At 64.6% G+C, this 19436-nt stretch carries 16 protein-coding genes and 1 tRNA gene; 6 read left to right on the forward strand and 11 right to left on the reverse strand.

Annotated features, from left to right (window positions below):
* Positions 1–26 precede the first annotated feature (26 nt).
* From EJ074_RS14940 to EJ074_RS14950, 3 genes are all read left to right on the forward strand, one after another.
* On the forward strand, positions 27–953 hold the full coding sequence (locus EJ074_RS14940; protein ID WP_129553552.1) for a DUF1003 domain-containing protein: 927 nt from the start codon (positions 27–29) through the stop codon (positions 951–953).
* Between the two features lie 241 nt (positions 954–1194).
* A tRNA-Arg gene (locus EJ074_RS14945) sits at positions 1195–1271 on the forward strand.
* A gap of 195 nt (positions 1272–1466) precedes the next feature.
* A complete protein-coding gene (locus EJ074_RS14950; RefSeq protein ID WP_095805100.1) occupies positions 1467–2489 on the forward strand; it encodes an ankyrin repeat domain-containing protein in 1023 nt (340 codons plus the stop codon).
* Between the two features lie 118 nt (positions 2490–2607).
* Here the strand turns inward: EJ074_RS14950 and EJ074_RS14955 are convergent, their stop codons facing one another.
* From EJ074_RS14955 to EJ074_RS14965, 3 genes are all read right to left on the reverse strand, one after another.
* On the reverse strand, positions 2608–3414 hold the full coding sequence (locus EJ074_RS14955) for a class I SAM-dependent methyltransferase (RefSeq protein ID WP_095805101.1): 807 nt from the start codon (positions 3412–3414) through the stop codon (positions 2608–2610).
* A gap of 325 nt (positions 3415–3739) precedes the next feature.
* Entirely contained in the window at positions 3740–4819 is a 1080-nt protein-coding gene (locus EJ074_RS14960) for a nitronate monooxygenase (RefSeq protein WP_095805427.1), read from the reverse strand.
* Positions 4820–4869: 50 nt separating this feature from the next.
* Positions 4870–5985 (reverse strand): LacI family DNA-binding transcriptional regulator, encoded by a 1116-nt coding sequence (locus EJ074_RS14965; protein WP_165349941.1) that lies wholly within the window; start codon positions 5983–5985, stop codon positions 4870–4872.
* 600 nt (positions 5986–6585) lie between these two features.
* On the opposite strand from EJ074_RS14965, the gene EJ074_RS14970 reads away from it, so the two are divergent.
* The 3 genes from EJ074_RS14970 to EJ074_RS14980 all read left to right on the forward strand — a co-directional run bounded on the left by EJ074_RS14970 (position 6586) and on the right by EJ074_RS14980 (position 10242).
* Positions 6586–7548 (forward strand): sugar-binding protein, encoded by a 963-nt coding sequence (locus tag EJ074_RS14970; protein ID WP_095805102.1) that lies wholly within the window; start codon positions 6586–6588, stop codon positions 7546–7548.
* Positions 7549–7684: 136 nt separating this feature from the next.
* The gene (locus EJ074_RS14975) at positions 7685–9250 is read left to right on the forward strand and encodes a sugar ABC transporter ATP-binding protein (protein WP_095805429.1); all 1566 of its coding nucleotides are present in this window, start codon (positions 7685–7687) and stop codon (positions 9248–9250) included.
* The gene (locus EJ074_RS14980) at positions 9247–10242 is read left to right on the forward strand and encodes an ABC transporter permease (RefSeq protein ID WP_095805103.1); all 996 of its coding nucleotides are present in this window, start codon (positions 9247–9249) and stop codon (positions 10240–10242) included. Before EJ074_RS14975 ends, EJ074_RS14980 begins: the two co-directional genes overlap by 4 nt.
* Before the next feature lie 45 nt (positions 10243–10287).
* On the opposite strand, the gene phnN is transcribed toward EJ074_RS14980, so the two are convergent.
* The 8 genes from phnN to iolC all read right to left on the reverse strand — a co-directional run bounded on the left by phnN (position 10288) and on the right by iolC (position 19297).
* A complete protein-coding gene (gene phnN, locus EJ074_RS14985; protein ID WP_165349942.1) occupies positions 10288–10914 on the reverse strand; it encodes a phosphonate metabolism protein/1,5-bisphosphokinase (PRPP-forming) PhnN in 627 nt (208 codons plus the stop codon).
* The gene (locus EJ074_RS14990) at positions 10911–12050 is read right to left on the reverse strand and encodes an alpha-D-ribose 1-methylphosphonate 5-triphosphate diphosphatase (RefSeq protein ID WP_095805104.1); all 1140 of its coding nucleotides are present in this window, start codon (positions 12048–12050) and stop codon (positions 10911–10913) included. The genes phnN and EJ074_RS14990 overlap by 4 nt, the downstream gene beginning before the upstream one ends.
* A gap of 31 nt (positions 12051–12081) precedes the next feature.
* Complete coding sequence (locus EJ074_RS14995; RefSeq protein WP_095805105.1) at positions 12082–12789, reverse strand: DUF1045 domain-containing protein; 708 nt, start codon at positions 12787–12789, stop codon at positions 12082–12084.
* A gap of 144 nt (positions 12790–12933) precedes the next feature.
* Entirely contained in the window at positions 12934–13746 is an 813-nt protein-coding gene (gene iolB / locus EJ074_RS15000; RefSeq protein ID WP_095805106.1) for a 5-deoxy-glucuronate isomerase, read from the reverse strand.
* A 376-nt stretch (positions 13747–14122) separates the two neighbouring features.
* Entirely contained in the window at positions 14123–14332 is a 210-nt protein-coding gene (locus EJ074_RS15005; protein ID WP_095805431.1) for a DUF3329 domain-containing protein, read from the reverse strand.
* A 63-nt stretch (positions 14333–14395) separates the two neighbouring features.
* A complete protein-coding gene (iolE, locus tag EJ074_RS15010) occupies positions 14396–15313 on the reverse strand; it encodes a myo-inosose-2 dehydratase (protein WP_095805107.1) in 918 nt (305 codons plus the stop codon).
* A 172-nt stretch (positions 15314–15485) separates the two neighbouring features.
* Positions 15486–17336, reverse strand: coding sequence for a 3D-(3,5/4)-trihydroxycyclohexane-1,2-dione acylhydrolase (decyclizing) (gene iolD / locus EJ074_RS15015; RefSeq protein WP_129553553.1), 1851 nt, complete (start codon positions 17334–17336; stop codon positions 15486–15488).
* 26 nt (positions 17337–17362) lie between these two features.
* Positions 17363–19297, reverse strand: coding sequence for a 5-dehydro-2-deoxygluconokinase (gene iolC / locus EJ074_RS15020; RefSeq protein WP_095805109.1), 1935 nt, complete (start codon positions 19295–19297; stop codon positions 17363–17365).
* Positions 19298–19436 lie beyond the last annotated feature (139 nt).

Raw genomic sequence — 19436 nt, forward strand, 5'->3', positions numbered from 1 at the left:
GTATCGGAAAGACAGGAGCACCGACGATGGCCAGCGACCCCAAAGCGCCCGAGCAGAAAGATAACGAGCAGCAGGAGACCGGCAGCGAATATTTCGAGGCGGCCACCGTTCCGGAAGACGCGCAGGAGGCTGCCGACGAGATCCTCGAAGCGCCGGAGGTGCCGGATTCGGAACCGCATGTGCCGGGAGCAGTGCGGGTCAAGCCGAAGAAGAAGCCGTCGGCGATCAGCGGCCGAAAGTTCCGCAAGCGCGACCTGGTGCGCATCGACGATCTCAGGCCGAGCCTTGCCGACCGCATCCGCTCCGACCATCCCGACCTGCCGCGCGGCGCCCGCATCAGCCGCGAGGAGCTGGGCCGCTACCGCATGCGCTACATGGAGGAACTGCTGCAGCAGGAGCACGGCGAATTCTCCGAGCTCGACCGCCAGGTGGTGGAATCGATCGCCAGGCAGGACACCATCTCGGAGAACTCCGAAGAGGAATTCGAGGAGCACCGCTCCTTCGCCGACCGCGTCTCCGACAACATGGCCGAGTTCGGCGGCAGCTGGTGGTTCCTGATCTCCTTCGCCGGCGTGCTGTTCCTGTGGATCGGCATCAACCTGTTCGAGGGCATGGCGTCCGCCTTCGATCCCTACCCATTCATCCTGCTCAACCTCCTGCTCTCCTGCATCGCCGCCATCCAGGCGCCGGTGATCATGATGAGCCAGAAGCGGCAGGAGGCAAAAGACCGGCTGCGCTCCTTCAACGACTACCGGGTGAATCTGAAGGCCGAGCTGGAAGTGCGGCACCTGCACGAAAAGCTCGACTACCTGATCTCGCGCCAATGGCAGCGGCTGGCCGAGATGCAGCAGATGCAGCTCGACGCCATGCACGAACTTACCGGCGCCAAGAAGCCGAAGCGCGCGGCGCGGGGGGTGCGGCGGCGGGCGGTGAAGAGCGAGATGGCGGGGTGAGACGGCGGCATTCGCTCAGGAGATAGCGCGCTCAAGCCAGGCCGCGCTTGCCAGAACGGCGGCGGAGAGATCGTTCGCTTCGGGCGCCGGGATGTCGCCCGCTGCTGCCGAAGCCCAAGCTGGCGGTCACGGGCCTCAATGCCTCGCCATTCCAATTGGCCGTTGAAGCGCGCGTCTGCTTCCGCTAAGAAGCCGTGGCTGGCCGGCTCACTGGCCGGTTCGTTTTCCGGTTTCCCGGGAAGCACCCGTAGCTCAGCTGGATAGAGCGCTGCCCTCCGAAGGCAGAGGTCACAAGTTCGAATCTTGTCGGGTGCGCCAAAAAATCAAGTGCTTAGCTATTGTGTGTGTGGGCGACACCAGTTTCCCCCACGGCGTCTCGATGAATTTGCGATATTCTGTTCGAGTTCATCGCGCGGAAGTTCAAGCCGACAAACCAAAGAATAACCTGCCGTACTCCTTGGCCTTTACATAAGCGTCTGCTAAAATTCGCTCCTGCAGGGAGCCGGTGCCGCAATGCGAGCCAAGCTTCTGCGCGGCAGCGATGTCGGGTGGCTGCGTAATTGCACCCCGGCCAACGCTGTCGATGATGCCGTCTCGCCGTTGAAAATCCCAGAACTCATCAGAGAGGATGCAATGATCAAGCGGCGCATGTGGGGGATAGGGGTTTCGTGGGTTCTTTGGCTTTTGACACTGCCCGCCCAGGCGAGCGCCTTGGGTGATCTTGTCAGGCATGGCGACGTCGCAGGGGTGGCTTCCGCCTTGGACAAAGGAGCCGCTATCAACGAAGTAGACGGTGTTACTGCGCTCTATATCGCCTGCGAAGCCGGCAATGCCGAGTTGGCAAAACTTCTGATCAATCGCGGGGCGGACGTCAACCTGCCGGTCAGCTGGCAAAGGACGCCACTCTACGCCGCCAACAAGGCTGGTCATGCCGACGTCGTGAAATTGTTGCTCGACAATGGGGCCAATCCAAATCAGGTGGCGAAAGCGCAAACCCCGCTGCACGTGGCTGCCGAGAATGGCTGCCTTCAGTGCGTCATCTATCTTGTGGATGCTGGCGCAGACGTCAATGCACTGACATCGAATGGAAATCCGCCCATACATCTGGCCAAGCTCAGTGGTCATGAAGACATCGCGGCCTACTTACGCGGGCACGGCGCCGGACGACCGGCCGTTGCGCCGATTTCGGCACGACTTGCATCGGCAAGCGCTGAATCGGGCAAAGAGATTTTCGACGGTATCTGCGGGGCTTGTCATCTTGCATCGCCGAGCCTCAAGATTCCCAAACGGGTCAATCTGTGGGGCGTGGTGGGGCGCCCGAAGGCTTCACAAAGCGATGTCCCCTATTCGTCATCTCTGAAGGACGCCGGCGGCACATGGACCTTTGAGGAGCTCAATTCCTTTATCTCAAACCCCGCATTCACCTTTCCTGGGACAGATATGATTTTCCCGGGCCTACAGGACGAGAAGAAGCGAGCGGACCTGATTGCTTACCTGCGGACCTTGAGCGACGCGCCGTTGCCGCTTCCGAATTGATTGCGGCTGTGATGCCAACTGGCGAAGCTTCGGGCCTCGCAATCCTCATCGGCTGACACACGGTCCCGGTTGTGGAAATCCCACTTCGCCGGGCCGCCGCCCGGCCATCGATGCGGCGCTATTCCCGCCCAACCATACCCCTGCAAGCCCAAGCCACGTTGGCAAACGATCGCGGCCCATCCGGCCGCCCTGCCTCATAGGCATCCCGGACCGCCGCCTCCACGCGCTCCCTCTCATCGCCCCCCAGCGTGGTCATGTACTTGCCGAGCGGACCTTCGCCGGCGCCGATCGGGGCCCAGTAGTCGGCGAAATTCTCGTAGTCCATGCGGATCATCAGCTCGGTCTCGGTGACGTCGGCAAGACCGGCTTCGACGAAGGTACGCTTCATCTCGCCGGGCTGCATCATCGGCTGGAAGCAATAGCGGCTGCGCATCTGGCGGCCGGCTTCGCTCAGCGCGGCAGCCGTGTCGATCATCATGCGCATGCCGGGCATGCCGCCGTAGTGGTCCCACACCACGGCCGCGACCACGCCGCCCGGCCGCACCACGCGACGCATCTCGGCGACCGCCTTGCCGGTCTCCGGCACGAAGTGGAGCACCAGCAAAGCCAGCGCGCGGTCGAAGCCGTCGTCCTCGAATGGCAGGGCGGTGGCGTCGGCTTGGGCGATGGTGATGCGCGGATCGCTGTTGCGCTGCCTCGCCGACTCGACGAACACCGGCGAGAAATCGATCGCCTGGATCTCGGCGAGAGCGGCGGATTTCGCCAGCTCGAAGGTCAGGCTGCCGGTGCCGCAGCCGACATCGAGGATCTTTTCGCCGGCGCCGAGACCGGCGAAGTCGATGAATTTGGGGGCCAGCCTGCGGCTCCAGCGGCCCATGAGCTGCTCATAGCCAGAGGCGGCGTGAACGGTGAAGCTCGAGGTCATTTCGCCCTCCCTTCGCTTGGTTCAGGCGCTTGGTTCAGGCTAAACCGCGAGGGGAAGGATGCCAAGCCGCGAGTGCCGGGGCGACCGCCCGAGGCAAATGCATGTGTGTAGCGGTTGTGGGGCAACGACATGCATCAAATCAAATACTTAAAGCGCGTCGCCTGAATCCGTTTCAGCGCGACGCTTTAGATTGCTTCGGGCTGGCATCGTTTTGCTTGACAGGCCGGCGCCGCCCCTCATTGTCCTGCTGGACATTTCGCCCTGTAAACGGGGCGAAAGGGCTGCAGCAGGCGATTTCGCCAAACCCCAAAACGGGGAACCTCGCTCAGGCATGCGTGGTCTTGCGGGCCGAGAGGGCGTTGAACACCCTGCCCGTTTCAGCAACAAGCGTTCGCACCAGTTCCTGCGCCGGAAGCTCCCGGTTCAGCGCGGCCGCCTGCCCGTAGAGATGGAAGGCGAAATTTGCCTGGTCGGCATCGCCAAGCGGCCCGCTCAGCGCATACATTTGCGGGAAATCGGGGAGGCGCGTCCGGTTTTCCTCCATCTCCAGGGCATAGCGTGTGCGCCTGGCGCGGGCGACCCGGCCCGAATAGGCATCGGTGACCATCGTGTCCATGTCCGTCGCCGCACGGATCAATGCTCGGCGCGGTGGGTCGGTGCCGGCTTCGTCGCACGACAGAAAGCCGGTGCCGATCTGCACGCCGCTGGCGCCGAGAGCGAAGGCGGCCGCAATGCCCCGGCCATCGGCGATCCCTCCGGCTGCGATGACCGGAAGCTTGACGGCATCGACGATCTGGGGAACCAGCGCCATCGTTCCAACGCCATCGCCAGGGCCTGTGGGCGCGTGCGAACCCCGGTGGCCTCCCGCTTCCCATCCCTGCGCTATGACCGCGTCGGCACCGCTGTCGGCGAGCTTGCGTGCCTCGGCAACGTTCGTCGCGGTGCTGATGATTGCGATCCCGGCCTGCTTCAGCCTGGCGACCTTGGCCGGGTCCGGCATGCCGAAGTGAAAGCTCACGACCGGCGGCTTTATATCGAGGACCAGGTCGAGCTTTTCGTCATCGAAACCCGGCCCGATCGGGGGAAGCCTAGTCGGCGGCTCGAGAGACAGTTCTTCATAGTAAGGCCGCAGCCTGGCAATGGCCTCCGCCAGGACGGCATCGCTGGTGCTGGACTGCGGGCAGACGAGAAAATTGAGGTTGATCGGTTGGCTGGTCAGGGCGCGCAGCCGCTGCGTGACGCTGCGCAGGCCGTCCGGCAGCATCAATGCGCAGCCGAGCGATCCCAACCCGCCGGCGTTGCTTACCGCCGCCGCGAGTTCCGGTGTCGCCGAGCCGGCCATCGGCGCCTGGATGATGGGATGTTCGATGTTCAGCAGATCGCATAGGCGATGGTTCGGCCACATGAGCGCGTTTCCGGTGTAGCGCGCCAGCATAGGCCTGTGTCAGGTCCCGGTCACCGGAATTGTGCGGGCACGCTCGCCACGCTCTCCCGTTCCACCAAGGGGCATTCCAGCTTGGTGATCGGATAGCGGCCGCGGCCGGGCACCGGCGGGGTCTCGAGCTGCTCGATCGCCCACTGGCCCATCGCCAGATGCGGCAGGATCGAGGTGGTGAGCGGCGGGAACAGGTGGCGAGCGATCTCCTCGTCGTCATAGCCGACGACGGAAATGTCCCCAGGGATATGCAGGCCCGCTTCCTTCAGCGCCTCGTAGCAGCCGATCGCGGTGCGGTCGTTTTGGCAGAAGATGGCGGTCGGGCGGTCCTTCAGCGCCAGCAGCTTCACCGTGGCGGCATAGCCGGCGCTGGCCGACCAGTCACCTTCGACAACCAGCTCGGGATCGAAGGGGATGTCGGCGGTGGCCAATGCGCGGCGGTAGCCTTTCAACCGATCCTGCGCGGCCTGCATCCACGGCTCGCCGGTGATGGTGGCGATGCGACGGTGGCCATGGCCGATCAGATGCCTGGTCGCGCTCTGGCCGCCGGCGATCTCGGACGGCACCACGGCCGGAAAGGCATAATCGGCGGTGTAGCAGTTGAGCAGGATCACCGGAATGTCGAGGCTGTAGAGGAACTCGGGGGCGGTGATCTCGCGGGTGAAAATGGTCATGTAGATCAGCGCCGAGATGCCGCGCTTCGTCAGGGCTGAAATAGCGCGCAGTTCCATCACGGCGTCGCCCATCGTCTGCGCCACCAGAAGCACGTTGCCGGCATTCCACGAGGCCTGGCGGGCGCCTTCGATGGCGACCACCGCCTCCGGGCTGGTGGCGAGCTGGTCGACGGCAAAGCCGATGACGCCGTCCAACCCCTCGAAGGGCGTCACCGGCGGGCGCAGAGCGGAAAAGACCGGCGGCGAATAACCGAGCGAGCGGGCCGCCTCGATCACCCGGTCGCGCGTCTGCTGCGACAGGCGGATGCCCGGCGAATTGTTGAGCACAAAGGAGACCGTCGCCTGCGAGCAGCCGGCGGCGCGCGCAATGTCGGTCATGGTGACGCGGCCCTTCGGCCTCGCCGACGGCTTGCGGCGCCGAGAGGCATCCGGAGGGTCGCGCAGTTCCGTCGGTTCGCTCATGGTCGTTTCCCAAACCCGGCCGGTTGTTAAGCAAGGCCGGCCGCAACGGCAAGAAGGTTTTCGTCCGGCGCGCCGGCTTTGGTTATAACTATTATCAGACGCAACTTGTTCCGCGCCAGCCGCATCGCCTACCGACGAAATGGCCGAAGGGTCAGCAAGACTGACGATTCGTGGCGGAATTCCCGCCAGATGGCGGCTTCTCGACGCCGTCGGTTCTTCTTCCCTGACAGCCTCAGGTCCCGGCATCTCCGCTGCTGGCGCCCGCCCAGCGACTCCATTACTAATACTATTTACTAATATCTGTAAGCGTTCTACTGTCAATTCGTCGCGGCCGGCCCAGCTTCGCCGGCCCCGGCAGGTGCGATTGCGGCACGCCACGAGGCCGGCAGGGATCCGGAACAGGGCAGCCGCACTCTCACGAAAATGTCAGACAAATCGGACTATTTACGAACTGCAAATCAGTGTCTAGTGTTCCGGTCGCGGCTGGAGGGGCCCTGAACTTTGGTTGCCCGACCCCTTTTGCATACCAGGGCTTGGGAGGAGAGGCGTCGGGGCCGCAGCCGAGATTTCCGCGATCAGTTTTCAAAAGGGAGGTTGAACATGAAATCTGTGATCCGTAACGCATCCATCGCCGCGGCGGCGCTGGCGCTCGGCCTGTCGGCGAGCGCGATCGCGCGTGCCGACGACAAACCGACGCTGGCCTTCGTCGTCAACGGCGCGTCCGACTTCTGGAAGGCGGCGGAAGCCGGCGTGAAGAAGGCTCAAGGGGAACTGCCCGACTACAATCTCGAGCTCAAATATCCCGAGCAGTCCTCGGTCGCCATCCAGCAGCGGCTGATGGACGATCTGGTGACCGCAGGCGTCAAGGGTATCATGGTCTCCGCCGTCGACCCCAAGACCTCGACCGACGGGCTGAACAAGATCGCCTCCGAGACGGCACTGTTCACCACCGACTCCGATGCGCCGCAGACCAAGCGCGTCGCCTATATCGGCTCGTCGAATGTCGACGCCGGCAAGCAGGCGGCCGAGATCGCCAAGAAGGCAATGCCGAACGGCGGCAAGTGCCTGGGCTTCGTCGGCCTGCTCGGCGCCGACAACGCCAAGGAGCGCATCCAGGGCATGAAGGACGGCCTTGCCGGCAGCAAAATCGAGCTGGTCGACGTGCGCGGCGACGACATCGACCAGGCGCGGGCCAAGAAGAATGTCGAGGACGCGCTGGTCGCCAGCCCCGACATCACCTGCATGGTCGGCTTCTATTCCTACAACACGCCCCGCATCTATGAAGCGCTGCGCGACGCCGGAAAGCTCGGCCAGATCACCGTCGTCGGCTTTGACGACGATCCGATCACGCTGGGCGGCGTCAAGGAAGGCACGGTGGCCGCGACCGTTGTGCAGCAGCCGTTCGAATGGGCCTATCAGGGCATGAAGCTGATGGCTTCCTACCTCAAGGGCGACAAGTCGGGCATCCCGGCCAACGGCCTGATCATCGTGCCGACCAAGATCATCGGCAAGGACGACGTCGACGCCTATGCCGCCAACCTCAAGGCGATGGCGGGCAAATAAGCCCAATGGGCTTGCGCCGGCTCGAGCTCGACCTCGAGCCGGCGTCCGTATTGACGGGTCTGCCAAGGCCCGTCAGTCTGTTGCCGCAGGCTGCCGACAAGCGCCGTCAGTGTGGCGCGCGATGAATTATGGCGTGATGAATTATTCCGACCCATCCATCGTCCAATCCGCTCCGTTCCTGAGCCTCGAGAACGTGCGCAAGATCTATCCCGGCGTCGTGGCGCTGGACGGGTTCTCGATGGAGGTCAGGCCGGGCGAGGTCATCGGCCTGGTCGGCGAGAACGGCGCCGGCAAATCGACGCTAATGAAGATCCTGGGCGGCGTGACGCGGCCGGACAGCGGCAGCGTCACCGTCGACGGCACAGCGCATGACGGCCTTACCGTGGAAGCCAGCATCGGTTCCGGCATCGCCTTCGTGCACCAGGAACTCAACCTGTTCGAAAACCTCGACGTCGCCGCCAACATCTTCTTCGGCCGCGAGCCGCTGAAGGCCGGGCCGCTGAGGCTGGTCGACCGCGCCAGGCTGCGCGAGATGGTAGCGCCGCTGTTGAAGCGCGTCGGCGCCAATTTCTCGGCCGACACCCCGGTCGCCTCGCTGTCGCTGGCGCAGCAGCAAATGGTCGAGATCGCCAAGGCGCTGTCGATCAAGGCGCGGCTGGTGATCCTCGACGAGCCGACCTCCAGCCTGCCGATCGCCGAGACCGACAAACTGCTCGACGTCATCAAGGGGCTGCGGGCGGAAGGCATCAGCGTCATCTTCATCTCGCACCGGCTGCACGAGGTCGAGCGCGTCGCCGATCGCGTCGTGGTGCTGCGCGACGGCATGCTCGCGGGCACGCTGCCGAAATCCGAGATCAACCACGATCAGATGGTCAAGCTGATGATCGGGCGCATGCTGAAGGAGCGCGAGAAGGCTGCGGAGGCGGCGCGCGCGCCTGGCGGCGTCGCGCTCTCGGCGAAGGCCGTGCGCTCCAGCGCCTATCCCGACCGCCCCGTCGATCTCGATGTGCGGCACGGCGAAATCCTCGGGCTTGCCGGTCTGGTCGGCTCGGGCCGCACGGAACTGGCGCGGGTGCTGTTCGGCATCGACGAGCGGCTCGGCGGCAGCGTGACGCTGGACGGCAAGGCGCTGGATGTCGGCTCCGCGGCGGACGCGGTGGCGAGCGGCATCTTCCTGGTGCCGGAGGATCGCAAGCTGACCGGCATCCTGCTCGACCTGTCGATCGCGCAGAACATATCGCTGCCCAACCTGCCGGCGCATGCCAAACGCGCGATGGTCTCGACCAGCGCCGAGATCGCCACGGCCGAAAAGCAGAAGAGGAACCTCGGCATCAAGGCGCCGTCAGTGCTGACCCGCACCGGCACCCTGTCGGGCGGCAACCAGCAGAAGGTGGTGCTGGCCAAATGGTTGGCGATGAACCCGAGGCTGATGATTCTCGACGAGCCGACGCGCGGCATCGATATCGGCGCCAAGGCCGAGATCTACGGGCTGATGCGGTCACTGGCCGATGCCGGCGTCGCGGTGCTGATGATTTCCAGCGACATGGAAGAGGTGATCGGCGTCTCGGACCGCATCGCCGTCATGCATGAGGGGCAGATCTCCGGCATTCTCGACCGGGACGATTTCAGCCAGGAGAACGTGCTTCGGTTGGCGGTGGGCAAGAAGCCCCTGCCGGCGCACGCCGTGGGAGGAGTGCAATGAGCAAGAAAGATCTCGGCCTGCTGGTCCTGATCCTGGTGGTCGGGGCGGTGGTGACGGCCATCAACCCGCGCTTCCTGTTGCCGATCAACCTCGCCAACACATCCAACCTGATCGGCCTGTTCGGCATCCTGTCCATCGGCCAGGCCTTCGTCATCATCACCGGCGGCATCGAGCTCTCGGTGGGCTCGCTGGTGGCGCTGCTCGGCACGCTGTTCATCGACTTCATCGCCGTGCGCGAGATGGACTGGCCGCTGGCCTTCGTGCTGATCATCGTGCTCGGCGCCGTCATCGGTTTCGTGCATGGCTGGCTGATCACGCGGCTCAAGATGCAGCCCTTCGTGGTGACGCTCTGCGGCCTCCTGATCTACCGCGGCGTGGCGCGCTTCTACACCGCCGACGGCACGGCGGGCTTCGCCTTCGGGCAGAATTTCCCGGACCTCGAATTCCTGACCGCGGGCCGTTCCTATGGCGTGCCGAACAGCTTCATCGCGCTCATCGTCATCGCCATGGTGATGTGGGTGGTGCTGCACCGCTCGGTGTTCGGGCGCTATCTCTACGCCATCGGCAAGAACGAGGAAGCGGCGAAGTATTCCGGCATCCGCACCGGACGGGTCGTGATCGCCGCCTATGTCATCTGCGGCGTGCTGACGGCACTGTCGGCGATCTACTTCGCCATGTACACCCGCTCGATCTCGCCGGCCAGCCACGGCCAGTTCTACGAACTCTACGCCATCGCCGCGGCAGTGCTCGGCGGCTTCTCGCTGCGCGGCGGCGAGGGCTCGCTGATCGGCGTCCTGCTCGGCACGGTGCTGCTGCAGGAACTGCAGAACCTGGTCAACCTGCTCGGCATCCCCTCCTCGCTGAACTTCGCGGTGATGGGCGGGGTGATCCTGATCGGCGTGCTGGTCGACCAGCAATGGGGCGTGTTCCGCGCCCGGCGCCGGATGATGGAAGCGACGCGCAGGAACGTCGCCGGCGCGCCTGCGGAGTAGCTCTGCCTCGTCCTTCTCTCCTTGCGGCAAAAGGGAAAGGCTGCCTCAGATCATCCCGGACAGGTCGGAGAACGCCATTGCCTTGCGCAGCACCTCGGCGAAGCGCTCGCCGGCGATCTCCATGGCGCCGCTGTTGTCGATCGAGGTGACGTCCGGCCCGGCGAGCGCAACGCTGGTGCTGCGGGCCAGACGAGCCAGCACCTCGCCGCGCGATTCACGGCCGCGCGCCGCCAGGCGCTGTGCGAGGATCTCGGGCGCGGCGGTGATCTCGACCACGGCAAGGTTGCAATAGCGCGCGCGCAGCGCCGTGATGGCGGCGCGGGAGACATTGGCTACCGCGACATGACCGCGGGCAATCGCTCCATCGACATCGGCCGGCAGACCATAGCGCAGGCCGTGCGCGTCCCAGCAGATGGCAAAGGCGCCGTCGGCTTCGGCCTCGGCGAAGGCAGCATCGGCCAGCGTGTCATGATCCTCGCTTGCCGCGTCGCTCGGCCTGGTGATCACCCGGCGCACGAAATGCAGCCGAGGCTCGCCGGCAAAACGGCTTTTTGCATAGCCGATCACCGTGTCCTTGCCGGCGCCGCTCGGGCCGACCACCGCGACGAAGACGCCGGTGCGGATAGGATGCGCTTCGGTGAGCTCGCGCTCGATCAGTGCCGAAACCATCATGCCACCCGGCGCCCTTCGCGCCAGACGGTTCGCACGACCGGGACGTGGTCGTCGACGCGCACGCGCACCAGGTCGGCGCGGCGGCCCGACCCGATGACGCCTCGATCAGTCAAGCCGACAGCCTCGGCCGGGTTCTTGGAGACCATGGCGACAGCCTGCGGCAGAGAGATGCCTTCCACGACATTGCCGAGGAAGAAGGCCGACTGGATCAGGCTGAAGGGAATGTAGTCGGATGACAATATGTCGAGCAGGCCGTCGCCGGCGAGCGACCTCGCCGAGACGTTGCCCGAATGCGAGGCGCCGCGCATGACGTTGGGCGCCCCCATCAGCACGCCGAGGCCCGCCGCCTTGGAAGCCCTTGCCGCCTCCTCGGTGGTCGGGAACTCGGCAACCTGCACGCCCTGCTCCACCGCTTCCTCGACATGGCCGGCGGTAGCGTCGTCATGGCTGGCGAGCACGATGCCGCGCTCGCGGCAGGCGGCGGAAATGAAGGCGCGGTTCGGGCCAGAGTTAATCGCCGATTCCGCCATGCGCTTGTCACAGAATTCCTGGAAATCGCGGCCCGTCAGCTTCAGCTTGCGCTGGTAATACGAGGCATAGGTCTCGATGTCGACGAACTGGCGCTGGCCCGGCGCATGGTCCATCAGCGAAGCGAGCCTCACCCGGTCGTCGGCCTCGAAATTGACGAAGGCTTTCAGGCAGTCCGGCGCCGAGACCTCGCAGCGCAGATGGATGAAGTGCTCTGCCCGCAACCGATCCTGCTTGACGCTGTCGGCGATCGCGTCGGCGAGCTTGCGGATGTCGTCGGACTTCAGGTCGGCATCCTCGTCCATGCCGACGCGCAGGGCGTCGAGCACGGTGGTGATGCCGGCGGTCGCCACCTGCGCGTCATGGGCAAGCACGGCGGCGATCGGGTTCCAGCGCACCTTGGGACGCGGCGCGTAATGGCCTTCGAGATGGTCGGTGTGCAGCTCGACCAGACCCGGGAGGATATAGTCGCCGCCCATGTCCTCGCCGGCGCGGGTAGCGCCCGGCTCGATCGCTGCGATCAGGCCTTCGCGCAGCAGCAGAGAGCCCTCGACGATCTCGTCGGCAAGCACGATGCGGGCATTGGCGAGCACGGTTTCGGCGGTCATTTCAGGCGGTCCATGGTCTCAGGCACTGGCATCAGGCGGTTTTTCTGGCGGGGCGGCGGCTGAGCGCATGGTGGGAGAGCACCATGAACGGCGCGCCCGGTTCCGGCTCGACAAACAGCGTCAGCGCATCCACCGGCACCGGATGCAGCAGCACGTCCGCGAACAGGCTGTCGATTGCTGCACGAAGACGGCGGCTTTCCTGTGGCCCAACGCGGCCGGACACCGTCATGTGGAACCGGAAAGTCTCGAAAACGTAGGGATAGCCCCATTGGCAAAGATTGCGGAACTCCTCCGGCTTCAGCGAGTCGGGACTGCGCCGTTCGATCTCGGCTTCCGTCAGCGGCGCGCGAAACCGGTCGAAGCCGCGCACGACCTCGCCGGCGAAACTGTTGAGGGCGGCAAACGGGGCTTCCGGCACCAGCGCGAAAAAACCGTCGATCTGGCCGACGACAAGCCGCGGAATGACGACTGGTGGCGCCGCTTCGGCGAAACTGTCGAGGGCGACGCGAAGCGAGGCTTCCGTCTCGTTCGGCGCCAGCCGGAACGGCGCCTTCAGCGTTGCGTGGAATCCATAGCGCCTGGCAGAAGCGGTGTGAAAGGCCACTTCGGCCGCCGACAGATCACCCACGGCCTCGACTGGGCGCGTCGCCGCGCCGAAAGGGTCGCGTCCCAGCCAGTTGGCGGCGACGCGCGCCAGGCGCTCGTCCTGCCGTGGCGTGTAATAGATGGCGTAACGCATGAAAGATCCTCGTCAGCCCGCCATAGGTGATTTCCATGACGGATTGACGAAGCTTTCGTGGGTTTTCGAAGGCAAATAAACCCTGGCGGTGCTTAGCCGGCGACTTTTTTAGCGCTGGACCAACAGTTCGGGCGGCGTCGGACCTCAAGCCTTCATCAGCCACTCATGTTCGGTCGCGTTATGGAACTTCCAGGTCCGCTTCGGACCGGCCATGACGTTGAGATAATAGAGATCGTAGCCGTGGCAGGCCGCGCAGGGATGGTACCCCTTCGGGACCAGCACGACGTCGCCGTCCTCGATCGCCATTGCTTCGTCCAGATCGCGCTCGCCGTTGTCGTTGGCATCCGTGTAGACGCGCTGGAAGGCAAAGCCTTGCGGCGGGTTGAGCCGATGATAGTAGGTCTCCTCGAGATAGGACTCGGCCGGCAGATTGTCCTGGTCGTGCTTGTGCGGTGGATAACTGGAAGTGTGGCCGCCGGGGGTGATGACTTCGACCACCAGCAGCGAGTCGGCGGGTTTGCCCTCGGGCAGGATGTTGGTGACGTAGCGCGTGTTGGTGCCTTTGCCGCGCACTTCCTGGCCGAGATCCTCGGGTCCGATGACGCGTGCTGGAAGCCCACCGCCGAGGCCCGGCGCCGAGCAGACCGCGAGCTCGAGCTCGGTATCGGCGGTCACCGACCAGTCGGAGCCCTGCGGCACATAGACCGACCAGGGCTTGCCCTCGAAGGGCGACATGCGCTCGCCGAGCAGGCCGAGACCCTTGCCGCCGACCGATGCGCTACCCTTGCCGGTGACGAAGACCAGGCAGACCTCGCGGTTGCCCGTCTCGCCGGATGCCGTCTCGCCGGGCTTCAGGCGATGGAGGTCGAAGCCGACGTAAGTCCAGCCGGCGCTTTGCGGCGTGACGTGAGCGACGCGGCCGTGCCCCTTGTCGGCCTTGACGAGCAGTTTCGACATTTTTTGTCTCCTTAGTTCCGGGACATTCCGATTTTTCAGTCTGTTTGCAGCCGAGATCGCATCGTTCGATGGACTATTTACAAAGCTTGGAGATTGGCCGGTCCCTCTCAATGTCGTCATCCTAGGGCGCAGCAGGAGCGAAGCTCCGTCGCGGAGACCCTAGGATCCATGCCGTAACCTCGGTCGAAAGGCGCAGCGGAGCAGAATTCTGTACCGCGGCGGCTGTGTTGACGTCACGGCATGGATCCTCTGGTCTGCGCCGCGTCGCTTCGCCCGTGGATGACGGAGCGAGAGGCGTTTCGGCCAACCGCCAACGTATGCGATCCCTCAGACACGCAGGATCCAATCCACAAAAGCTTCTGCGCCATGGTTCCGATCATTCTTTCGGCTCAACAGGCGGCTTCTCCTCGGCCGGCTTGTATAGGTAGAAGAACTGCCACACCGCATAGCCGGCGAAGCCGAGCGCGATGACGCCCCAGAAAGGTGTGCCGGAGGCGAACTCGATCACCGACCAGACCAGGCAGACGGCGACGACGGCGATGCGTCGCCACAGCGGCCGGAAGAAGGGGTGCTCATAATCTTTCATCGCGCCAATCCAGGTTTTTTCCAAGCGCCTCAGATAGAGCGAGCGCCCCGGCAAATCCACCAGTCAGGCATTCGGGAAGCCTTGCGTCTCCACCGTATAGCCGGCGGCCGTCATCACCCGCATCAGCTCTCTGTGGCCGACCTCAGCCATCTTCAGCGGCGGGTTCTTCTTCGGATCCTGTTCGGCCTCGACGACGAACCAACCCTCATAACCGTGATCTGCGAAGCGTTGCACGATGGCGCCGAAATCGAGCGAGCCGTCGCCCGGCACGGTGAAGGCGCCGAGCGCGACTGCATCGAGGAACGACTGCTTCGTGCGATCAAGGGCGTCGATGACGCCCATGCGCACGTCCTTCACATGGACGTGGTTGATGCGCTTGTGATGGTTGTCGATGGCGCGCAGCACATCGCCGCCGGCAAAGGCGAGGTGGCCGGCATCGAGCAGCAGCGGAATGCCTTCGCCGGAGTGGCGCATGAAGGCGTCGAGCTCCGGCTCGGTCTCGACGACCGCCGCCATGTGATGATGATAAGAGAGCGGCATGCCCTGCTCGGCGCACCATTCACCGAACTCGGTGAGACGCCTGCCGTACGCCTTCATCTCGTCGCCCGTGAGCTTCGGCTTGGTGGCCAAAGGCTTCGAACGGTCGCCCTGGATCGAGCGGCCGACCTCGCCATAGACAATGCAGGGCGCGTTGACGGCCTTGAACAGGTCGATCATCGGCTCGATGCGGTCCTTGTTCCTGGACATGTCCTCGTTGACCAGCGTGCCGGAAAACCAGCCGCCGCAGAGCGTGACGTCGGCCTCCTTCAGGATCGGCAGCATCACCTTCGGGTCGTTGGGGAAGCGGCGGCCCATCTCCATGCCGGTGAAGCCGGCCGAACGCGACTGCCGCAGACATTCCTCCAGCGACACGTCGTCGCTCAATTCCACGAGATCGTCGTTCCACCACGCGATGGGGGACATGCCCAGTTTGGCTTTCAAGTCGTCACTCCAGATTCGGATTATCCAATTTTCGTTGGTCGACGCTGCCCCTCATCCGCCTGCCGGCACCTTCTCCCCGTATAGTGACGGGGAGAAGGACTAGCTCCAGCGCTGACGCCCCCTCTCCCCGTTCTTCACGGGGAGAGGGTATGGGTGAGGGGCCGCGCCGGCTTCAATCACCGATGCTCTGCATCTGCTTTTTGTCCTCATATTTCTTGCGCGCGGCGTTCACTTCGCGTCGCGACGAGACTTCCGGCACGGCGACATCCCACCAGTGGCCGCCGGCCTCGGTCGAGACCAGCGGGTCGGTGTCGATGACCAGCACGGTGGTCTTGTCGTTGCCCTTCGCCTTGGCGAGCGCCGTCTCCAGTTCGGCGATCGAGGCCACCTTCTCGGAAATCGCGCCGAGACTTGCAGCATGCGCGGCAAAGTCGACTTCCGCCATCACCTCGTGGCGGGCGTCCTTGAGCAGATTGTTGAAGTTGGCGCCGCCGGTCGCCATCTGCAGCCGATTGATGCAGCCATAGCCGCGGTTGTCGAGCAGCAGGATGGTGAGCTTCAGGCCCAGCATCACCGATGTGGCGATCTCGGAATTCAGCATCAGATAGGAGCCGTCGCCGACCATGACGACGACTTCCTGGTCGGGCTTCGCCATCTTGACGCCGAGACCGCCGGCGATCTCGTAGCCCATGGTCGAGAAGCCGTACTCGGCGTGATAGGAACCGGGCGCGCCCGCCTGCCACAGCTTGTGCAATTCGCCCGGTAAACCGCCGGCAGCGTGCAGCAGGGTGACGCCCGACCCCAGGGCGCGCTGCACGGCGCCGATCACCTGCGCATCGGAAGGATAGGCGGCATTGGTCGAGGCCGTCACCTTGGCGGCCGCGGCCTGCCAATCCTTCTTGCCGCTCAGCGCGTTGTCGGTCCAGGCGGTCGGCGCCTTCCATCCCTTCAATGCAGCGGCGAGTTCGGCCAAACCTTCGGCCGCGTCGGTGACCAGTGGCAGCGCCCAATGCTTGCCGGCGTCGAAACCTTGCGTGTTGAGGCCGATGATGGTGCGGTCGGCATTCTTGAACAGCGCCCAGGAGCCGGTGGTAAAATCCTGTAGGCGGGTGCCGACGGCAAGCACTACATCGGCCTCTTCGGCCAGCCGGTTGGCGGCCGAGGTGCCGGTGACGCCGACCGCCGCCATGTTAAGCGGATGATCATCGGGCAGGGAGGATTTGCCGCCTTGCGTCTCGCAGACCGGAATGCCCGCGTCCTGCACCAGCTTGGCCAATTCTGCGGAAGCCTGCGAATAGAGCACTCCGCCGCCGGCGATCACCAGCGGTTTCCTGGCGCCCTTCAGCGCCGCCACCGCGACCTGCAGTTCGTGGCGGTCCGGGCGGAGCCGACGCAGCGTCCAGACGCGCTCGGCAAACAGGCTTTCGGGATAGTCATAGGCCTCGGCCTGCACATCCTGGCAGAGCGACAGCGTGACCGGGCCGCACTCGGCCGGATCGGTCAGCACCTGCATGGCGCGATTGAGGGCCGGGATAATCTGTTCCGGCCGCGTGATGCGGTCGAAATAGCGCGAGACGGCGCGGAAGCAGTCGTTGACGCTCGCCGTGCCGTCGGAGAAATCTTCCGCCTGCTGCAGCACCGGATCGGGCAAGCGGTTGGCGAAGACATCGCCGGGCAGCAGAAGCACCGGCAACCGGTTGACATGGGCAAGGGCAGCAGCGGTCACCATGTTCAGCGCGCCGGGGCCGATCGAGGTGGTCGCGGCCATGAAACGGCGGCGGAAATTCGCCTTGGCATAGGCGATCGCGGCATGCGCCATCGCCTGTTCGTTATGGGCACGGAAGGTCGGCAGCTCGTCGCGGACCTGGTAGAGCGCCTCGCCGATGCCGGCGACATTGCCGTGGCCGAAAATCGCCCAGACGCCGCCGAAGAGCGGCAGCTTCCTGCCGTCGATCTCGGTCATCTGGCGGGACAGAAAGCGGGTCACTGCCTGCGCCATCGTCAGGCGAACGGTGTTGGTCATTGTCGTTTCCTCCGGATGCCGCCTTGTTATGCTGCCTTGCGGCCGCGCGCGGCAAGCCACGCCTCGGTCAGCTGCTCGAAGCGCGAGGCCATGTCGGCGACAGCCTCGTCATCCGACATCTTGCCGGCAAGCCATTGTTCGGCGGCGTTGATGAAGATGGTGCGACCGACGGCAAATCCCTTGACGACCGGCGCATTGGCCGTTGCGGCAAAGGCCGCGACCAGTTCGTCCTGCGGCGCCTCGAGGCCGAGCAGCACGACGCCGCGGCACCAGGGATCGTTCCTGACGATCACCTGTTCGATCTTGGCCCAGGCGCCTGCCGAGGCTTGCGGTTCGAGCTTCCACCAATCGGGCTTGATGCCGAGCGCGTAGAGTTCTTCCAGCGCGCGAGGAATGGTGGTGTCGTCGAGCTTGCCGTGCTTGCCGGCGATGATCTCGACCAGAAGTTCCCTGCCGACCTTGCGCGCGGCTTCGAACAGGGCTCTCAGCTTCTGCTGCTGCTCGCTCTTCAGCGCTTCCGGATCGTCCGGGTGGTAGAAGCAGAGGCATTTGATGCAGTGGTCGACCGGCCAATCGATCAGCTGCGAGCCGATGTCCTGCGAGAACTCGAAGCGCACGGGCCGCGACCCCGGCAATTCGACCGGGCGGCCGAGCCAGGCGAAGGGGTGGCGGGCGAACTCGAACATGGCGTCGCGGCCGTATTTCTCGTCGATGAGCATGCCGTAGCCATCTCGGCCGGCGGCGACCTTGGCCGCCGCCTTGACGGTGAGCACCTTGAAGTCGGGGATACGCGACGCGTCGGCTCCGACCTTGGCGGCGACATCTTCCAACTGGACGCGATGATCGCAGGCGAGCGCCATCAGCGATGGGATATCGCGCCGGCGCGTGGTCGCCCAATGGATGTGGTTGATCGCGTCGTCCTTGCGCAGCGCCAGATGTCTGCTGCCGTGCTTCAGGAAAAACTGCAGCTCCTCGAAAGTCGGATATTCCGGCGCGCAGAGCAGGCGCGACACGGCGAAGGCGCCGCAGGCATTGGCCCAGGTGGCGGCCGTGGCAAAACTCTCGCCGCCGAGCCAGCCGCGCAGGAAACCGGACATGAAGGCGTCGCCGGCGCCGAGCACATTATAGATCTCGATGGGAAAACCCTTGCCGACGATGCCGTCCTCGAGATCGTCGCTGATCGGGCCGTCATAGACGATGCAGCCCTTGGCGCCGCGCTTCAGCACAATGGTGGCCGAGGACAAGGAGCGGATCGTCTTCAGCGCGCTCAGGCAATCGTCGGCGCCCGAAGCGATCATGACCTCCTCTTCGGTGCCGACGATGAGATCGCAATCCGGCAGCACCGTCTTCAGCTGCGCCGAGACGCGGTCCGACTTGACGTAGCGCTCGAAGCCCTCGGCGTGACCGGCAAGACCCCAGAGGTTCGGACGGTAGTCGATGTCGAACACCACCTTGCCGCCTTTCGCCTTCATGAGGCGGATCGCCTTGCGCTGGGCGGCATCGCAATTGGGGCGCGAGAAATGCGTGCCGGTGACGACGACGGCGCGTGCCGAGGCGATGAACGCCTCGTCGATATCCTCTTCGGACAGCGCCATGTCGGCACAGTCGGAACGGTAGAAGATCATCGGCGAGACGCCTTCGTCCTCGACGGACAGCAGCACAAGCGCCGTCAGCCGCTCCTTGTCCGTCTTCAATCCGTCGACAGAGACGCCTTCACGGCTGAGCTGCTCGCGGATGAAGCGGCCCATCTGCTCGTCGCCGATGCGGGTGAGCAGCGCCGAGCGCAGGCCAAGCCTTGCAGTGCCAACGGAAATATTGGCCGGGCAGCCGCCGACCGACTTGGCGAAAGAGGTGATGTCCTCCAGGCGCGAGCCGATCTGCTGGCCGTAGAGATCGACCGAGGCGCGGCCGATCGTGATGACGTCGAGCGGCGGATGTTTCGCTTCCACGGCTTCGCCCATTCGAACCTCCCATCGGCCTTGCTGTGCAGAGCAGCGCTGTTTTGGGCAGCACGCGCGGACGGCAGCGTGGCGCCGTCAATATGAAATAATAATTCCAATCTGTAGTCAATATGGAATGAGTGTTCCCGGATGGAAAAAC

The organism is Mesorhizobium sp. M3A.F.Ca.ET.080.04.2.1 (assembly GCF_003952525.1).
Classification (GTDB): domain Bacteria; phylum Pseudomonadota; class Alphaproteobacteria; order Rhizobiales; family Rhizobiaceae; genus Mesorhizobium.